Annotated in this window: 17 protein-coding genes; 8 read left to right on the forward strand and 9 right to left on the reverse strand. The window is 59.7% G+C overall.

The window, feature by feature from the left end; all coding sequences use genetic code 11:
* Positions 1 to 21 precede the first annotated feature (21 nt).
* Genes KBY74_RS02495 through KBY74_RS02520 form a run of 6 tightly spaced genes read right to left on the reverse strand, consistent with a single transcriptional unit; the run spans position 22 to position 7545 of the window.
* Positions 22 to 684: a DedA family protein gene (locus KBY74_RS02495; protein WP_254941363.1), complete on the reverse strand. Its 663-nt coding sequence runs from the start codon at positions 682 to 684 to the stop codon at positions 22 to 24.
* Entirely contained in the window at positions 684 to 3470 is a 2787-nt protein-coding gene (locus KBY74_RS02500) for a cation-transporting P-type ATPase (RefSeq protein ID WP_254941364.1), read from the reverse strand. Before KBY74_RS02500 ends, KBY74_RS02495 begins: the two co-directional genes overlap by 1 nt.
* Before the next feature lie 39 nt (positions 3471 to 3509).
* Positions 3510 to 4256 (reverse strand): amino acid ABC transporter ATP-binding protein, encoded by a 747-nt coding sequence (locus tag KBY74_RS02505; RefSeq protein ID WP_106502866.1) that lies wholly within the window; start codon positions 4254 to 4256, stop codon positions 3510 to 3512.
* The gene (locus KBY74_RS02510; RefSeq protein ID WP_254941365.1) at positions 4253 to 5455 is read right to left on the reverse strand and encodes an amino acid ABC transporter permease; all 1203 of its coding nucleotides are present in this window, start codon (positions 5453 to 5455) and stop codon (positions 4253 to 4255) included. Before KBY74_RS02510 ends, KBY74_RS02505 begins: the two co-directional genes overlap by 4 nt.
* 40 nt (positions 5456 to 5495) lie before the next feature.
* Entirely contained in the window at positions 5496 to 6458 is a 963-nt protein-coding gene (locus tag KBY74_RS02515) for an ABC transporter permease subunit (protein WP_106502864.1), read from the reverse strand.
* A gap of 25 nt (positions 6459 to 6483) precedes the next feature.
* Positions 6484 to 7545 (reverse strand): amino acid ABC transporter substrate-binding protein, encoded by a 1062-nt coding sequence (locus KBY74_RS02520; protein ID WP_106502863.1) that lies wholly within the window; start codon positions 7543 to 7545, stop codon positions 6484 to 6486.
* 71 nt (positions 7546 to 7616) lie between these two features.
* On the opposite strand from KBY74_RS02520, the gene KBY74_RS02525 reads away from it, so the two are divergent.
* The gene (locus KBY74_RS02525) at positions 7617 to 8153 is read left to right on the forward strand and encodes a YqhA family protein (protein WP_254941366.1); all 537 of its coding nucleotides are present in this window, start codon (positions 7617 to 7619) and stop codon (positions 8151 to 8153) included.
* Positions 8154 to 8207: 54 nt separating this feature from the next.
* Here the strand turns inward: KBY74_RS02525 and KBY74_RS02530 are convergent, their stop codons facing one another.
* Positions 8208 to 9275 carry a calcium/sodium antiporter gene (locus KBY74_RS02530; protein WP_254941367.1) on the reverse strand — a complete coding sequence of 356 codons (1068 nt, stop codon included), beginning with the start codon at positions 9273 to 9275 and terminating at the stop codon, positions 8208 to 8210.
* 114 nt (positions 9276 to 9389) lie between these two features.
* On the opposite strand from KBY74_RS02530, the gene KBY74_RS02535 reads away from it, so the two are divergent.
* Both KBY74_RS02535 and KBY74_RS02540 read left to right on the forward strand, forming a co-directional pair.
* Positions 9390 to 9689: a Nif11-like leader peptide family natural product precursor gene (locus KBY74_RS02535; RefSeq protein ID WP_254941368.1), complete on the forward strand. Its 300-nt coding sequence runs from the start codon at positions 9390 to 9392 to the stop codon at positions 9687 to 9689.
* A 73-nt stretch (positions 9690 to 9762) separates the two neighbouring features.
* Complete coding sequence (locus tag KBY74_RS02540) at positions 9763 to 10065, forward strand: hypothetical protein (RefSeq protein ID WP_254941369.1); 303 nt, start codon at positions 9763 to 9765, stop codon at positions 10063 to 10065.
* Between the two features lie 367 nt (positions 10066 to 10432).
* Here the strand turns inward: KBY74_RS02540 and KBY74_RS02545 are convergent, their stop codons facing one another.
* The gene (locus KBY74_RS02545; RefSeq protein ID WP_254941377.1) at positions 10433 to 11548 is read right to left on the reverse strand and encodes a calcium:proton antiporter; all 1116 of its coding nucleotides are present in this window, start codon (positions 11546 to 11548) and stop codon (positions 10433 to 10435) included.
* A 670-nt stretch (positions 11549 to 12218) separates the two neighbouring features.
* Between KBY74_RS02545 and KBY74_RS02550 the strand changes: the two genes are divergently transcribed.
* The 3 genes from KBY74_RS02550 to KBY74_RS02560 all read left to right on the forward strand — a co-directional run bounded on the left by KBY74_RS02550 (position 12219) and on the right by KBY74_RS02560 (position 14744).
* Complete coding sequence (locus tag KBY74_RS02550) at positions 12219 to 12425, forward strand: DUF1651 domain-containing protein (RefSeq protein WP_254941370.1); 207 nt, start codon at positions 12219 to 12221, stop codon at positions 12423 to 12425.
* A gap of 678 nt (positions 12426 to 13103) precedes the next feature.
* Complete coding sequence (locus KBY74_RS02555; RefSeq protein ID WP_254941371.1) at positions 13104 to 14495, forward strand: hypothetical protein; 1392 nt, start codon at positions 13104 to 13106, stop codon at positions 14493 to 14495.
* 48 nt (positions 14496 to 14543) lie between these two features.
* The gene (locus KBY74_RS02560; protein WP_254941372.1) at positions 14544 to 14744 is read left to right on the forward strand and encodes a hypothetical protein; all 201 of its coding nucleotides are present in this window, start codon (positions 14544 to 14546) and stop codon (positions 14742 to 14744) included.
* Here KBY74_RS02560 and KBY74_RS02565 read toward each other — a convergent pair.
* Positions 14723 to 14902, reverse strand: coding sequence for a hypothetical protein (locus KBY74_RS02565; protein ID WP_254941373.1), 180 nt, complete (start codon positions 14900 to 14902; stop codon positions 14723 to 14725). The two genes, KBY74_RS02560 and KBY74_RS02565, sit on opposite strands and share 22 nt — an antisense overlap.
* Before the next feature lie 124 nt (positions 14903 to 15026).
* Here KBY74_RS02565 and KBY74_RS02570 point away from each other — a divergent pair, with 124 nt between their 5' ends.
* Both KBY74_RS02570 and KBY74_RS02575 read left to right on the forward strand, forming a co-directional pair.
* Positions 15027 to 15404 carry a hypothetical protein gene (locus KBY74_RS02570; protein WP_254941374.1) on the forward strand — a complete coding sequence of 126 codons (378 nt, stop codon included), beginning with the start codon at positions 15027 to 15029 and terminating at the stop codon, positions 15402 to 15404.
* A gap of 253 nt (positions 15405 to 15657) precedes the next feature.
* Complete coding sequence (locus tag KBY74_RS02575; RefSeq protein ID WP_254941375.1) at positions 15658 to 16716, forward strand: hypothetical protein; 1059 nt, start codon at positions 15658 to 15660, stop codon at positions 16714 to 16716.
* The last annotated feature ends 235 nt before the right edge of the window (positions 16717 to 16951 follow it).

Consider the following 16951-nt stretch of genomic DNA (forward strand, 5'->3'; position numbering starts at 1 on the left):
CAACTGGATCAAACACTTATTTCACCGCCAGTGGAATTTCTTGCTAATCCACTTCAAAAGCAGCCACAGCAATCCGCAAGCTGCCGCCACCAAAAGGATCCCAACCAGCACGCTGGTAAAGGGTTTGAGAGCAGCTGCAACGCCTGCGTAGCCAGCGCCAAGCGTCTGACCGGCAACAGTTAGCAGCAGTATCCAAATCAGACTGCCTGCCGTAGTCCAAATCAGAAACAAAGGCTGGGGCATCAACTCGATACCTGCCGGTAATGACACCAGCGTGCGGACCCCGGGGATAATCCGCCCCCAAAACACAACCGCTACTCCGTGGCGATTGAACCAGCGGCGGCTGCGGGCCAGGTCCGCAGGCCTCAAGCCAAACCAGCGGCCATGGTTTGCCAACCACTGCTCCAGCTGCTCCTCGTTGATTAGACGGCCGATTCCATACCAAAACCAAGCCCCGAGCACCGTTCCCAACAGGCCAGCCAGCACTACAGGAAACAGCTGCAGCCTTCCCTGCTGGATCAGAAAGCCTGCCAGCGGCATCACCACCTCCGAAGGAATAGGTGGCACCAGGTTTTCCAGCAACATCACCAGGGCAATTGCCCCATATCCCAGAAGCGGGTTAGCATCCACCGCCGCCAGGAGAAGCTGGGGGAGCTTCTCCATCAAGGCGGAAAGATCGGCCATCAATTCATTGCAGCAGGGGTATTAGCCCGGCGGCGGCTCCACCACTGCCGCAAAACCTTCTCAGCCTCGAGGTAGGTGAAGAACAACAGGCTCACCCCAACGCACACCATCAGATCGGCAAAGGCCAGGGGCTCTGTGCCAAAGAAACGGGACAGCCAGGGCACATAAAGCAGCAGCAATTGGAGGCCACTGGTGAACACCACCGCCCAGAGCAGCCAGGGATTACTGAAGGGGTTCACCTGCAACAAGGGGCGATCACTACGAGCCGACAGGGCATGACCCATTTGGGCCAGGCATAAGGTGGTGAACACCATGGTTTTCCAGGGGCCATCAACTCCCTGGGTGCGATATATCCACACCATCATGGCAATCGTCATTAAGCCGAACACCACACCAACTCGCACGATGTAGCGACCAATTCCCCTGGCAAAGATCGATTCACCCGGCCGAGCAGGGTCCCGGTCCATCAGGCCGGCCTCCGCCGGCTCGAGGGCCAGAGCTAGGGCCGGCACCCCGTCTGTAACCAGATTCATCCAGAGGATCTGCAAAGGAGTTAGAGGAACGCCAATCAGACCAATCAGGGGTGCCGCCGAAATCGTGACCAACTCGCCGACATTGCTACCCAAAATGTATTTAACGAAGCGGCGAATATTGGCGTACACCAGTCGCCCTTCCTCCACTGCGCTAACAATCGTGGCGAAGTTGTCATCCAAAAGCACCATGTCGGATGCCTCCTTGCTCACCTCCGTGCCAGTGATGCCCATGGCTACACCGATATGGGCTTGCTTAAGGGCAGGGGCGTCGTTAACCCCATCTCCCGTCATCGCTACCACCTGGCCATTGGCCTGCAGGGCCTTAACGATGCGCAGCTTCTGCTCAGGCGGCACCCGGGCATAGACACTGCAGCGAGCTACCACCGCGCGCAGCTCCTCATCACTGCAAGCTTCCAGTTCACGCCCCAGCACCACCTCACCATCAAGGGTGGTTAGACCAATTTTTGAACCAATGGCCCTGGCGGTGAGCGGGTGATCGCCAGTGATCATCACGGGCCGAATGCCAGCACCGCGGCAGATCGCCACCGCCTCAGTGACCTCGGGCCGTGCCGGATCCAGCTGGGCCATCAGGCCAATCAACACCAAACCAGAGAGGTCTTGGTCCGGACTGGAATGGTGGGGAGAACAGGCAAAGGCCAGCACCCGCAAACCAGAGGCCGCCAGGTCGCGGGCCTGATCGATCCACCACTGGAGCTGATTGGGGCTGAGCGCCACTACCCCGGAACCATCCAGCCAGCTGCTGCAGCTAGCCAGGATCACTTCAGGGGCACCCTTGCTGATCATCAGCTGATGGGAGCCTTCTGCCGCTGCCCCGAGGGGAGCCTGGAGGCTGCCATCCGGGTCATTCACCCATACCGCCATCAACTGACGCTCTGAGCTGAAAGGAATCTCGGCCTTGCGGGCATAGCGCTGCCTGAGCTCGAAATCGTCGAAACCAGCCTTACCAGCCACCACGGCCAAGGCTCCTTCCGTGGGGTCGCCAAGCACCTCCCAGGCCCCCTCTGCTCCTTGACGCAACTCGGCATCACTGCAGAGCACGCCCGCCTGCAGCAGCAGATTCTGCAAACCAGGATGGGCCCCGGCCAAGGCACCCTCCGGTGTTGCCAGGGGCGAGGTCGTGAATTCGCCGGTGGGTTCGTAGCCCTGGCCACCCACCAGCACCGACTGATTACCGAAGCGCAGCTCCTGAACAACCTGGCGATTTTGGGTAAGGGTGCCGGTTTTGTCGGAGCAGATCACGGTGACAGAACCCAAAGCCTCCACCGCCGGCAAGCGCCGAATCAGGGCAGCACGCTGCACCATGCGCTGGGTACCGATCGCCAGGGTGACGGTGATAACTGCCGGCAAGCCCTCCGGCACAATCGCCACCGCCATCGACAGGGAAACTTCGAGCAGGTCGAACGGGTCTTGACCCAGCAGCAACCCAAGGCCCACAACAACTGCCACCAGGGCCAGGGAGGTGCCAACCAGCACCTTGGCCAAGCCATCGAGCCGCTCCTGCAGGGGGGTGGTCTCGCCGCCGGCGCTATTGATCAAGGTGGCTATCTGCCCCAGCTCAGTGGCCATGCCGGTAGAGGTCACTACCGCCACCCCGCGGCCCCGCACCACCTCGGTGCCCTGGAACAGGCAGTTTTGGCGCTCCAGCACAGGCGTGGCAGGCTCCAGCACCAGATCGGCCCGCTTAAACACCGCCTCCGACTCACCAGTGAGGGCGGCTTCTCGCACGCCCAGATCAGCCGTTTCCAGCAGGCGCCCATCAGCCGGCACCCGATCGCCGGCCTCAAGGCGAATCAGGTCGCCCGGCACCAGCTCCTCACTCGACAACCTTTGCCACTGGCCGTCGCGGCGCACCTGCACCTGGGGTTGGGACATATCGCGCAGAGCCAGCAGCGCCTTCTGGGCCCGGCTCTCCTGCAGATAGCCCAGCAGCCCATTGAGAGCAACGATCACCACAATCGCGATCGCATCCTTAGGAAACTTCTGCTCCACATAGGCCACTCCGGCGGAAACTGCCGCAACCGCCAGCAACATGATCAACATCACGTTGCTGAACTGGTCCCACAGGATCAACCAGTTGCTGCGACCAGCTGCAAGTTCAAGCCGGTTGGGGCCAGTAGCGGCCAGACGCCGGCTTACCTCCGCCGTGCTCAGCCCAGCATCCCCGCACTGCAGCTCCTGCAGGCAGGTTTGCCCATCGATGGTATGCCAGTTGTGGGGCATGGGAGTTGTCATGAAAGCAGGAGCAGTTGGGGTGGACTAATTAGGGAAGACTCAGCTGATCTGGCTGAGGAACTGCTTACTGCGCTCATGGCGCGGGTTAGTAAAAAACTGCTGCGGCGGCGCCACCTCAACCACCTCGCCATCAGCCATAAGCACCACTCGGCTTGCAACCTTACGCGCAAAGCGCACCTCATGGCTTACCACCACCATGGTCATGCCGTCGCGGGCCAGCTCCTGCATAACTGCCAGCACCTCCTGCACCATCTCGGGATCTAGGGCACTGGTGGGCTCGTCAAACAACATGATGCGGGGCTCCATGCAAAGCGAGCGAGCAATCGCCACCCGCTGCTGCTGACCGCCGGAAAGCTGGCCTGGAAATTTGTGGGCCTGCTCGGCGATCCCAACCCGCTCCAACAACTCCAGGGCCTGGCGCTCCACCTCAGCTTTAGGGCGCTTGCGCACCTTCACCGGCGCCAGGGTGAGGTTGTCGAGCACCGTGAGGTGGGGAAACAAATTGAACTGCTGGAACACCATGCCAACCTCCCGGCGGATCGCATCTATGCGGCGCAAATCGTCGCTGATTTCAATGCCATCCACCACGATTGAGCCCTTCTGAAAATCCTCCATGGCATTGAAGGTGCGCAGGAAGGTGCTCTTACCTGAGCCCGACGGACCCATGATCACGACCACCTCGCCCTGGTGGACGCAAAGATCAACTCCCCGCAGGGCATGGAAGCCGTTGGGATACCACTTCTCGACCCCACGGGCCTCGATCATCAGGGCGGGGGAGCTGATCATGCCTGCGGCGCAGAAGGGGAATGGGGATTAAGACGAGTTTCTAAGGCGCGACTGCCCAGCCCAAGGGCCGCGCAGCAACTCCAAAACAAAATGGCGAGCACTAAGTACACCTCCGCGTTCTTACCAAGAAACATTGGGTTGGCCATCACCGTACGGGCGGTGCCGAGTAGGTCAAGCAGGCCGATCAAGGAGAGCAAGGTGGTGTCTTGCAGCAGGGTGATGAATTGGCCCACCGTGGCTGGCAGAGCAACTCGTAGGGCTTGGGGAAGAACCACATGCACCAGAGCAAGGGGCACCGGCAGGCCCAGGGAACGGGCCGCCTCCAATTGACCCGCTGGCACCGCTACCAAACCTGATCGCACCGCCTCAGCCACATAGGCGGCAGCAAAGAAGGTGAGCACCCAGGCAGCCCGCCAAACCCGATCGGGAGCCAGGCCGCCTGGCAGCAGGAAGCCGAGGATGTTCTGCCCCAGAAACAGCAGGGTAATAAGTGGTGCCCCGCGGATGAACTCGATGTAGATCACCGAGCCCCAGCGCAGCAGCGGCAGCTCGCTGCGGCGACCAAGGGCGAGCAGCACCCCCAGGGGAAAGCACAACAGGATGGCAAAGGTGGCCATCAACACCGTGAGCAGCAAGCCACCCCACTCGGAAGGCGGCACCTGCACCAGCCCCAGGCCGCCACTAATCAGCACCATGCCCACCAGATAAAGCAGGGGCCAGAGCAGGGGAATCAGCCGGCGGCAAGCCTGGGGAATGGCTGGCCCGTAGCGCCCCGCCGCCCAGCGGGCCAGCAGCAACAGACCCGCAATCCCCCACCAACGCGCCTGGATGGCAAGGGTTAGCTGTAGGGCCATGGGCCGCCAGAGGGCGAGCACCCCCAGGATTGCGGCGGCCCAGCGGTCGTTGCGGGGCCAAAGAGCACGAACAGCACCGGAGCCGGGAAAAGCCCTCAACAGACCCCAACTCAGCCCAGTTGCCAGGGCCAGCAAGGTAGTGAGCAGCCATAGGCGCCACTGCTGCTCCACTGGATAGCGACCTACAGCAAACAGGGTGCTGTTGGCACTGAGCACGGCCCATTGGGCCTGGAATAGGGCCCAGCGGAAAAAGCCCAAGGCCGCTGCCAGCAGGGCGGCCAGCAGGGCGATTGAAATCAAGCCATCGAGTCGGCTGCCAAAGAGCTCCTTTTGCAATCTGCGCAAGGGACTCGCTCGCACCACCAGAGGAGCTGTACTTGCCATTTCAGCGTTCTCTCAGCTGCACCAAGCCATTCAGCCCGTTCATCAGGGCAGAAATCACGAGGTCGATCACTAAATAAGAACCCAACAAGATCAACATCACCTCAATGGCACGGCCGGTTTGATTCAGGGTCGTTTCCGAAACTGAATAGAGATCGGTGAAACCGCAGGCCACTGCCAGTGAGGAATTCTTGGCCAGTGAAATGTATTGGCTGTTGAGCCCCGGCACAATTACGCGCAAGGCTTGGGGCAAAACGATTCGCCGCAGGGTCAGCAGGGGCGGAAAACCCAATGAGGTGGCTGCCTCCCACTGTCCCTTGGGCACAGAGGCAATACCGCCGCGCACCACCTCGGCGATAAAGGCAGCGGTATAAACCACCAGCCCGGTGAGCAGGGCCCCAAATTCAACGGTGAAGCGCAGAGGGGCCTGCCAAACCCCATCTACCAATTCGGGGGAGCCTAAAAACAGTCCTGATTTAGCGAGCACTAGCCCCGGCAGTTGCAGAGCGTCACGGCCATTCGGCAAGGCCAAAAAAACTACGAAATACCAAAAGATCAGTTGCAGCAGCAGGGGAATATTGCGAATCACCTCCACATACACCCGAGCCAGTCTGCGCAGCAGCCCATTGCTGCTGAAAGAAGCAGTGCCTATAAGGGTGCCGAGGACAGTCGCACCCACCAAGCCTGCGATCACTACCCGCAGGGTGTTGACCAATCCCGCCAGCATGGCTCGCCAGTAGGGAAGGCTGGCATCAAACGGCAGGATTGTTTCAGCCAGATCAAATCCCGCTGGTTGCCCCAGCCAGCTCCAGCTGAGCAGCAGGCCCCGGGCGGTGAGGTTGAGCAGCAGGTTGGTGAGCAGAAATGCCACCACCACCCCAATTACCAGAGCCACCGCCCCCTGAACAAGCCAGGGTAGGTAGCGGCGGTTGCGCCACCAGGGGGTGACTTCAGATCGGCTCGTCATGGCAGTGTGCCGGCGCTAACGGAACTCACAGGAAGGGAGGCGAATACATCAAGCCCCCTTGACGCCATTGCTGATTCACACCTCGCTCCAGCTTGAGGGGCGATCCCGTGCCCACATTGCGCTCGAACACCTCGCCGTAGTTACCCACAGCCTTCACGGTCCGAACCACGAAATCGGCAGGCAACCCCAGCTGCTTGCCAAGATCGCCCTCCACTCCAAAAAAGCGGCGAAGCTGGGCAAGGTTTTTGTTTGCTTTGGCCTCAGCCACCTTTGCGTCGATGTTGGCGGCAGTGATGCCCATCTCCTCAGCCTGAATGAGGCTGTAAACGACCCAGCGCACGGCATCAGCCCAGGCCGGATCGGCATTAACAGTGGCAGGGTTGAGGGGCTCCTTGCTCAATACATCTGGAAGCAGGATGTGTTCAGAGGGCTTCGGGAAACCGGTTCGCTTTGCTGCTAGCTGGGAGCGATCGGTGGTGACGGCAACGCAGCGGCCCTGCAGGTAGGCCGCGTAGGTCTGATCTCCCGACTGAAATTTGAGTGGGGTGTAGGTGGCATTGAGCTCCCGCATACGGTCGGCCAGGTTGAGTTCTGATGCCGTTCCGGTCTCCACGCAGATCGGCTTGCCGGCAACGTCCTTAAGGGATCGAATGCCGCTGGTGGCGGGCACCATCACGGCCTGGCCATCAAAGAAGGTGGTGGGGGCAAAGGCGAGAGCATTACCGCCAGGCGCATCGCGACTGAGGGTCATGGTGGTGTTGCGGGAAAGTAGGTCAACTTCACCGCTGCTCAGAGCCGCAAAGCGTTCGGTGGCACTGAGGTCGCGGTAAGTGACCTTGGCAGGATCCGATAAAACCGCAGCCGCTGTTGCCTTACAAATGTCTACGTCCAGGCCGCTGTAGCTGCCGTCAGGACTCACAAAACTGAAACCCGGCAGCTTGCCGTCCACACCACAGATCAAGCTACCCCGAGCCTTAATTGCGGCCATTTTCTGGCTTTGAACTCCACCTCCATCACTGGCGCAGCCCACCAGGGCCAGGGACGCGATCAGGGGTACGGCGGCAGTGAACCGGTGAAGCTGGACCATGGATAATTCCGCTGTCGGACCAGTGTTACATCAAGGGTAGGGTGGCGCCATTAATGCTATTGATCAGAGCTATGGCTAACCGTCAACAACGCCTCGAGTGGATATTTGAGCGTTGGCTGTGGCGCTTCCGGCTGATCGCGATTGTGCCGGTGGTGATGAGCCTGCTCAGTGCTGCAGCCGCATACCTTGCCGGCACCTTGGAGGTGCTTGGGGCCCTGAAAGCGCTGCTCAAAGGCTCAGGCGACACCAGTTACGCAATCGCCCTGCAGCTGGGCAAGTTGGTGGGAGGAGTCGACCTTTACTTGATCGGCATCGCCCTGATGATCTTTGGCTACGGGGTGTATGAGCTGCTGATCTCCAACATTGAAGCGGCGCACGAGGACGGCAAAGACGGCGGCAGCGGCCTGCTCGACATTCGCAGCCTCGATGACCTCAAGGAAAAGTTGGTAAAGGTGATCGTAGTGGCGTTGATAGTGTCGGCCTTCAAGGCCATGTTGGTCTTCCCAATCCATAGCACCACCAACCTGCTGGTATTCAGCGGCAGCGTGTTGTTGTTGGCCCTGAGCGCCTGGCTGGTGGCAGGCGGCAAAAAAGCCCGCCACTCCTAGGTGATTGCAAAGAGGGATTCAAGAGGGCTTGCACACCACCGCATGCCAGGAGGCTCATGCGTGCCGTTGATGACGCCAGCGCAGGGTTTGCCACACGAGAAACACAAACACCAGCGGCAGGATTGCCACTAGGGCCACAAATCTGAACTCATCAACTGCTGATGTGACCGTATTAGTAAGCACCTGCTCCACCAGATAAAGGCCGTAGAGACCTACCAAGATTCCACCTTCAAGGCGGCTGATCACGCCATGACTCCAGAAAATCGGCAAGCAAGCCAGGGTGGTGAGCACCATGATTGGGAAATCGCGGTTCACCATCACCGGATCCACCGTGAGGCCCTGGCCACCGGAAGCCACACCGCAAAGCCCAAGGATCACCAGCTGGTTGAGCAGGTTGCTGCCCACCACGTTGCCGATTGCCAGGTCTGCCTTGCCGCGATAAGCAGCCACAAGTGAGGTAACTAATTCCGGCATCGAGGTGCCGGCGGCCACAATCGTGAGGCCAATAACTGTTTGGCTGACGCCCAAGCCCACGGCAGCGGCGGTGGCCCCCTTCACCAAGATCTGGGATCCAACCACGAGCAACACAAGGCCGCCAGCCAATTTGGCCCCAGCTACAGCCGGTGTAGCCCGATCGTTTTCGTCAATATCATCACCTTCATCAGGATTTTCACCGGCAGTGCGCATCTCCCAAACGATGTTGATCACCGTGCCGACCAGCAGGGCCAAACCGGCCTGCCAAGTGAGCCGGCCACCGGAGGCCATGCCCCACACCGCCATCGACACACCAAGCAGCAATGGCACATCGCGGCGTACCAACCGGCTCTTAACTCGCAGCGGCACCACCAGGGCGCTGAGCCCAAGCACAACCAGCACGTTGAAAATGTTGCTGCCAACGATGTTGCTAACGGCGATATCATCGCCGCCTTGAATCGTAGAGATCAAGCTCACGAACAGCTCTGGGGCGCTGGTGCCGAGAGACACCACCGTGAGCCCGATCACGATCTGGGGAATGCCAAACAACAGGGCCACGGCCGTGGACCCACCCACAAACAATTCGCCGCCACCAAATAGCAGCACGATGCCAACGATGATTTCGATGGCGCTGGGCAAAAGGGGCATCGGTGAAGGGCTGCCAAGGAATCGATATGGGGATTCTGTACGGTCACCCGCCGAAAGGGCTCAATCCAGGGGCTGCGACCTACGCTTTGCCTTGATTTCGGGCAGACATTCAGAGTGATTGATCCGGACGCCACAACATCCGCAGCTGGCTCCGGCCAGCCCGACGAGCTCGAAAGTCTCTTTACCTTTCTGGGCCAGATTCAGAAGGATTCTGCCCTGCGCGACCAGCTAAACGAAGTGATAACGGCTCCCGATGTGGTGGCCATAGCCGCCGACCAGGGCTTCAGCTTCCAAGCCTCCACATTGCTGGGACTGTTCGAGCGCTGCAATGAAGCACCTCTGGCGCGCCAGGGGCTGATGGACGAAAAGTTGATTCGTGTCTATCTGCAGCGGCAGCGCCTGCAGTCCCCATGACTGCAACCAAGCTCCAAGATCTGCTTGGTCTCTGGCAGCAGCAGGTCAAGGCCTGGGGTTAGGTATGGAGCCGTTGGCTCTGACCGCTTTGGCTGAGGCCCGAGCCCAGGGCGATTTCAGTGGTCTGCCAAAGGTGGAGTTGATGGCAGACGACGAATTGCCAGGGGCCCGCAGCCATTTTTCAGCAAGCAGCCAAACGGTATTTCTCAACACCCTCTGGCTTGCTGGTTCTGACCAAGACGCCGTACTGCATGAGTTGACGGTGCGCTGGGGCGAGCATCTTGATGTGCTGTTAAACACCTCCGACACCCCTGGAGACGAGGGCAGCCACTTTGCGGCCCTGCTCAGCGCTGGCCGAGCAACTCCTCCCAAGTGAGCGGTTGGGCGCTGGGACGTCCTTGGGGACGGGCGTGAAGCGGGCAGCTGGGATAGCTGGTACGGCTGGAGCGAGATGGGGACGGGGAAACAAGAAACATGGAAAAACGAATCGATATGGATCTCGCACCGAAGGATTGCCATTCCCCTAAGGGGAATTCACACGGAGCAATCGCTAAGCAGAACAATCAAACTGGACTGAGCTGACTTGGCAGACAGATCTGACTTGTCAGACTGATCGGCCTTCCCCAGGAAGCGCAGGGGATGCATGGTGCTTGTTCTGGCCTGCGCAAGCTCTTAGAGCTAGCCGGCTTCTGCCAGACCCCTCAACCATAACCCGAAAGCAGGTACCCCTTCGCTTGAGCGATTCAAATAATGGGTTTGAGCAACAAAGCACCCACGAACAGGGCCGTATAGATGCTGAGCAGCAGCAAACCCTGGTACCAGGTCAGGGAATCCCCTTCCGTGACCCAGTGCACTGCAAAGGCGGTGGCCCCAAGGCAGGCCAGGGCCTGGGGCGGGAAGGTGAGGTGCAAGAAACGCCCCATCAGCGGTCCGAGCAGCACCAGAACGGGCAATACGAACAACATCAACTGGACGCTGGATTCGACGGTGCTGGCCATCGCCAGGGCCATGCGACCTCTACTGGCCGCCCGAAAGGCGACCAGAGCTTCTGGAATTGCCGAAAACAACGGCAACAACAACATGCCCACAAATAGGGGGGTGACCGCACTGCCTTTGACCAGATCTTCAAGTCCAGCTACCAAGTGCTCCGAAACCCCGGCAATGGCCAGGGCCACCAAAACCAGCACCCCCATAATTGCCAGAAGGGACCCCTGGGACTCGCTAGTAGCACTTGCTTCTGCCAGCTCCCGCTCAACAGTAAAGAGCCCCCGATGGGTACCCAGTTGATATAGGTAGGAAAGCAGATAAGCCACCATCACAATCACCGCCACAATCAGGGAGTAGACGGCAAATAGATCAAATGTGTTGCTGCCCTCGGTGATCGGGTGCATCGAGTCCCAGAAGAAGATCGAGGGGACCGACATCAAAATCACGCTTATCAGCAACTGGCGGGTGCTCAGGCCACGACTGTGGCGATTGAGATCCACCACCAACTCACGCCGGCCAGCCACGATCGTGCTGACACCGAGCACCAACAGGCTGTTGGTGATGACGGCACCAGCGATGCTCAACACCACCAGGTCGTAGAGGCCGCTTTTCAAGGCCGTCAAGGCGATTACCAGCTCAAGCAAATTGCCCAGGGTGACGTTCAACAGCCCTCCCAACCGCTCACCAACGCGGTGCACAAGGCGATCGACCAGCTCAGCTGTGATCTGGGCCAGAGGGATCAGGGCGAGGCCGCAAAGCAGGAAATAGGGGAGCTTGAAAGGGCCCGCAGCCTCAGGCGGCACCACAATCGCCACAGCGCTCACCAGCAGCAGCAGCTTCCAGCGACCACTTAAAACCTCTCGAATCAGCACCAAGCAAGTCCAACCAAAACCAATGGGGGCAGGGGGACTTGAACCCCCACAACGTTGCCGTCTGCGGATTTTAAGTCCGCTGCCGTGTCAATAGTAGCAGTTATTCTGAGATTGAGTTGCCTAACAATTTGCCTAGCAAGCGTTCCAAAAATCCAATGCGGACCACAGGAGCCCTAGATGGCTTGAACAGAGCTGGGGCATGCGCGCTCCAGTCCATCAAAATGGTGATGGCCAAGAAAAAGCCAAGCGAAGACACCTGCAGCGCATCAAAATCGTTACAAAGCCCTTGCTGCTTCGAGAGCAATCGGCCTAGCAGCGAGTCCATACACAATGGAAAACTTCTCGATACCTCCTCAAATGGCTGATCACGAAGGACGCAAGCTCAGCGTTCGGGAAATGATCAATGCTCACCTGTTCCCTCTCCTGGCCTTGGTCGCCACAGCGAGCTCAGTCTCGATTGCCTTGTCGCTTGGCCCAATTGCTGGCCAGTCCTACCGGTGGAACTAGTGCTACGACGCTGGGCTGGCATGGCTGGAGCGAACCAGTCCCAGAATCAAGGGCGGTGATCGCACAGCCATTGCGGCCAATTTCTGCAATGGAGGCCTGCCCAACAAACCTGCGCGGTAGAGACACAGCGGGTGCTAGTACTTCAGAACTACCACCTTGTTGGATGAGCAAGCAAGCGTGGATCCAGGACCCCAAGTCCGTCAACACCATGCGGTTCCACTTCGATCCCAAGAGCTGGAGCGCATACCCGATGTACTTCGTCGATTCAGGCCGGCCGCTGCCTGGCGCACCACCGCTGCTCAAGACCCGCAGTCACATGCGCCGTAACGACGCCAGGGAGCTGTGGAGGAAACTCCAGCGGCAGGGCTAGATGCGAGTTGCTCCCCAATGGGTCGCAGAGGTTGATCATTAGTTGTGTTGTCTAGGAACTGGGTCGGTTGGTGAGCCCTTCGCCATCGAGGTCCTTATTCATCTCTCACCGTTGAGTCACGCGCTCAGCAGTTTGTGGCAGCCCTGACCATTGAGCCGCTCTGCAGGCACGCCTGACAGTCTCCCCGTGGGGTCCTGCGCCTTGGTGATGTCCTCAGCGAGGGCAAGGCCCTGTCGCCATCTCCTGGTTCAAACGCGTCCTTGCTTGACGTTTCGCGCAACTCTTGCCATAAAACGCCCGGGAAGCGGATCAGTTCAACCGAGTCCTGTGGAGGGGGGTGTAATGCACCCCTTCACTCCTACCCTCTGAGCCACGCCCGCAGCAGCTTGTGACGGTCCTGGCCGACGAGTAGCTCAGCCGGCACTGCCGACAGCCGCCCCTACGGATGCTGTGCTCGGGCGATGTCCTCGGCGTGGGCAGCGTCCAGCTCCTGCACCATCTCGATGCCGCAGCCTGCACAGTCAGCAAAGAACACCGCGAACTTGGGCATGGCTAGATGGGCCGGGAGCTTGGCGCGAATCGATTGGAACGCTAGCCGCACCAGCGAAATCTCATCAATTTCTCCGCCCCACTAGCGGCAAGCATTGGTAGGCTGAAGAGCTAGCCAGGAAATTTTAGATGCTCGAAACAAGAAGCGAACCTCAGATTTCAGGCGATACCGACATGGCGAACCTGCCATCGCCTGACTATTCGTTACCCGAACAGCAGCAGACCAACCGGATCGATCTCACCGATGAGTACGGCACGCTGATCGGCTATCGCCGTATCAGTACCGGCGAGTTCGATCAGTGGATCGAGAATTTCGACCTCAATGATCGGCGGACCAGTTGGCTATACACCAATAGCGACGGCTACCAGCAGAACGGGAGCTGCACCGACCTTCTCGATGACAGCGGCGAGAGCATCGGCGAGCGCTCGCGGACCGTGTTCCTCTCGCCCGGCGGGTACGAGGAGGAAGCGATCGAGATCTACGACTCGGCCGGCAACCTGCTGAGCAGCACCCACAGCACTAGCGACGGCTTCCGCAGCAGCTTGCTGCGCACGCCAGGAACGGAGGCCCCCCACCCCAGCGGCCTCGCGGTGGCCTACGGGGTCAGCAGCGAGCAATACAGCAACGACGAGCTGCAACATTCCTCAACCGAGGTCTACAGCATCGAGGACTGGTTGCTGGAGAGCGTCTGCACCAGCGTGGATGGCAGCCTCATTAATTACACACTTATCGGCCTTAGGGCCGATGACGGCAGCATCAGCGGCTACGAAGGTCTCTGGGAGTTCACCGACGCCGACGGATCAATGACTACTCAGTCGGATTTCTACGACGCCATGCTCCTGCCAGTCGTGACGGACGAGACAAGAGGCGGCGCTGGCTCTAGCAGCGATCCGGAAACTGGCAAACCAGCCTATTTCAATATAGAGCAGAACTTCGAGGTTAGGCGTGACGACGGTGAGCCGCCGATCGTGGAGGAACCTGTCATGCAGATCACCGACTCGCCCCTTGTGGGAACCCCACCGGGGATCACGATGGGGCAAACCGCTGTCAGCGACACCAAGAATCTCGACCTGAAGCAGCGCCGGCATCATGGCGCGCGCCATGCCGAACTCACCGGGGAAGGCGATCTCAACCTCAACGGCAACCGCTTGGACAACGTGCTCATCGGCAACGCCGGCGACAACCGCATCGCAGGCGGCCGGGGCATCGATGAATGCAGAGGTGGGGCAGGGATCGATGGGTTCGTTCTCATTTCCAAACGTGGATCCCACGACTGGCTAACGGACTTCAACCCTGAGGAGGATGATCTTCTGCTGCGAGGCAAAGGCATGCGCAGATTGTTCAAGGGCGGGGAGTTGCGTGAGGGGGTAGTCGGCGACATGCTGATCTGGGACGAAGGCAATAAGACACTGCTATTTGATCCTGACGGCAGCTCCGGGACGCGCGACCCTATTCCGCTGGCGATCATCCCCGGCCTCGAAGTTCATGCGGTGACGGGGGATCTGTTCATACCCGGCTGAGGCCCGGGGGCTGGCGTTGTCGTCTAAGCACGAAGAGTGACAAATGCCATGAGGAGCTACGGGATCTGCCGTGACGACGGCATCAGTGACGGCATAGCCGGTCAGGTTTTCGACAGCTACGACGCGGCCTATGCGGTGGTTGAGCGTTACTACGCCGATATGTGCTGCTCAGAAGACGGTGAGTACTACCGGATAGTGGTTGCGAGCGAGGAGCTCCTTGGCGCCCCTCACCTAACCCCTCCCCCCTGAGCCACGCCGTAAGCAGCTGGTGACGGTCCTAGCCCCTCAGCCGGCACTGCTAACAGCCGCCCCGTGGGGTGTTGGGCGCGGGCTATGTCCTGGGCATGGGCAGCGTCGAGGGCCTGCACCATCTCGATGCCGAAGCCGTCACCGTCGGCGAAAAACACGGCGAACTGAGGGCATCAGCAGGACAGCGGTTCACCCAGTGGTAGCCGAGTAGCAGGCTCGCCCGCCGCCGCGTAGGCATTTCACGCTCTGCGTCATTTAATTGGGATCGCTCTAACCGTCTGCATGACTCCCCACTGGCTGAAGCTGCGCTGGCCGGTCACAGCACTAGCGCTCGGCGGTATGGCACTCGCCGGTTTGGAGCGCCTCAGCAAACATCCAATCCAGGTGAAGCTGGAGCACAGCTTTACGGAGCCGTTGCAACTCAGCGGCAAGGTCAAGGGGGAGCTGAACATGCCAAGGGCGGTTCAGATTGAACACACCCGCAGCCTGGCGGTGAAAGTGGTTGAGCATGCTCCGATCAATCTGAGCATGACCAACAGAACGCCGGTGGAGGTGCAGGTAAGCAATGCCCAGCCGATCCAGGTCAAGGTGGATGAGAGCAAACCGATCCAGGTGGACATGGATCCCGAGGCGCCAGTGAAGGTAAAAGTTGGGTTTTGAGATCTGACGAGGGCCGTCATTGTCGACAGCCGCCCCGTCTGGTGCTGCGCTCGGTTGATGTCTTTGCTGGCATGCAGATGCTGGCTAATCGTTGCCACCTGCCCCCCACCCTCGGACGCCCCCGCTCCAACGTCAGTGTGGCCGTTGGAATGGGAAAGCAGGGCTCTGTAACAGATCCCTGCAGTTTCTAATGCTGCTGGAGCGATTCGCTAGCAAAGAAACGACTCAAATCGCTGGGTGATCCAGCTTGCCGATGAAGCGTTGGTACGCACTTGGGATTTCAGTGTTGTTGGTGGGGGGCCTAGCTACACCCTCGCTGGTGGAGGCCCGCGGTGGCAGCGGGGGCGGGGGCGGTGGTTTTCGTGGCGGTGGCGGTGGTGGGGGTGGTTCCTACCGCTTCAGTGCTCCACCTATGGAAGCTGCACCCCGGATTGATTCGGCCCCTGTGGAACGCGCGGCCCCAGACGTTGATCGTGAAACCCAAGGTTCCGCTGGTAGCTGGGCCGATCGACCAGCCGACCGAAACCTCGATCAAGGCTATCGCGGCAGTAGTCACCTTTACGGCGCAGGTAGCCGGAGCTCGTGGACGGGGCACAACATCTCACCCGATCAATTCAACCGCTTCAACAAAGGTGGCTGGAATAATGATCGGATTGGCAATCAATTCGATAACGATCGCTTTAATCGCCAAGTGAATCTGGAGAACAACTTTTACAACCGTAACTATGGAGATTGGAACAGGAGTTGGGGAGATGACGGCTATTGGGGCAGTCGCCCTTGGGGGTATGGCTGGTATAACTGGGGGCCGGATTCCTGGGATTGGTGGGGCGGCTCCTCTGCTGGTTGGGGGCTGGCAGCTCTGGCGGGGGCAGAGGTCATCACCGATCTGGTGAATACGGCTTCCGAACAGCAATCCCCGGTGATTGATGTGCCTGATAGCGAGTACCAGCTCAACTACGCCACGGTGGATTCAGTGGGCTCCGGCGGTACCGACTTCAGCTATGCGGTGGCTGGCAGTCCGCCAGTGAAGGGTGCGGCCAACTGCCAGCAGGGCCTGCTGGATGGTCAGGTACCGAGCACCGCTTCCCAGGCCCAGCTGCTCAATGCAGCATGCCAAGTGGCCTACGGCCCCGATCCCAAGGGCACTCCCCTGCCGGAGAGCTTGGCGGGCCGACTTCCGGGTTGGATGCGGGATCTTTTCGTTCTAGCTCTTGGTGGTGGGGTCGCTGTGGCCGGCTGGCAACTTCTGGAACGCCGGCGCAACTCATCAGCCAAGACTGATGGGCATCACGCTCCGGTCACATGGAGTTGATGCTTGGATCGGTTGAAACTTCCGAGCTTAATTATTCCCCATTTTTTTATCCACATTATTTGAATCCTAGTAATGATGCTGCACCGTTTTTTGACTTTAAGCTTCAGTGCTGGACTGATTTTGTCGACTGCTCTGCTTCCTCTCACAGCTGAGGCCCGCGGTGGCGGTGGTGGTTTCGGCGGCGGCGGCGGCGGACGTGCCGGTGGCTGGGGCGGCGCCGGGGCTGGTGGTCGCA

Origin of the sequence: Cyanobium sp. A1C-AMD, from assembly GCF_024346495.1 — a bacterium.
Lineage (GTDB): Bacteria > Cyanobacteriota > Cyanobacteriia > PCC-6307 > Cyanobiaceae > Cyanobium_A > Cyanobium_A usitatum.

Coding starts and splice junctions, on each gene's coding strand:
- KBY74_RS02515 (WP_106502864.1), bottom strand. CDS start 6,458: ATGACGAGCCGATCTGAAGTCACCCCCTGGTGGCGCAACCGCCGCTAC.
- KBY74_RS02550 (WP_254941370.1), top strand. CDS start 12,219: ATGAGCAAGCAAGCGTGGATCCAGGACCCCAAGTCCGTCAACACCATG.
- KBY74_RS02505 (WP_106502866.1), bottom strand. CDS start 4,256: ATGATCAGCTCCCCCGCCCTGATGATCGAGGCCCGTGGGGTCGAGAAG.
- KBY74_RS02575 (WP_254941375.1), top strand. CDS start 15,658: ATGAAGCGTTGGTACGCACTTGGGATTTCAGTGTTGTTGGTGGGGGGC.
- KBY74_RS02525 (WP_254941366.1), top strand. CDS start 7,617: ATGGCTAACCGTCAACAACGCCTCGAGTGGATATTTGAGCGTTGGCTG.
- KBY74_RS02495 (WP_254941363.1), bottom strand. CDS start 684: ATGGCCGATCTTTCCGCCTTGATGGAGAAGCTCCCCCAGCTTCTCCTG.
- KBY74_RS02555 (WP_254941371.1), top strand. CDS start 13,104: ATGCTCGAAACAAGAAGCGAACCTCAGATTTCAGGCGATACCGACATG.
- KBY74_RS02560 (WP_254941372.1), top strand. CDS start 14,544: ATGAGGAGCTACGGGATCTGCCGTGACGACGGCATCAGTGACGGCATA.
- KBY74_RS02500 (WP_254941364.1), bottom strand. CDS start 3,470: ATGACAACTCCCATGCCCCACAACTGGCATACCATCGATGGGCAAACC.
- KBY74_RS02570 (WP_254941374.1), top strand. CDS start 15,027: ATGACTCCCCACTGGCTGAAGCTGCGCTGGCCGGTCACAGCACTAGCG.
- KBY74_RS02520 (WP_106502863.1), bottom strand. CDS start 7,545: ATGGTCCAGCTTCACCGGTTCACTGCCGCCGTACCCCTGATCGCGTCC.
- KBY74_RS02530 (WP_254941367.1), bottom strand. CDS start 9,275: ATGCCCCTTTTGCCCAGCGCCATCGAAATCATCGTTGGCATCGTGCTG.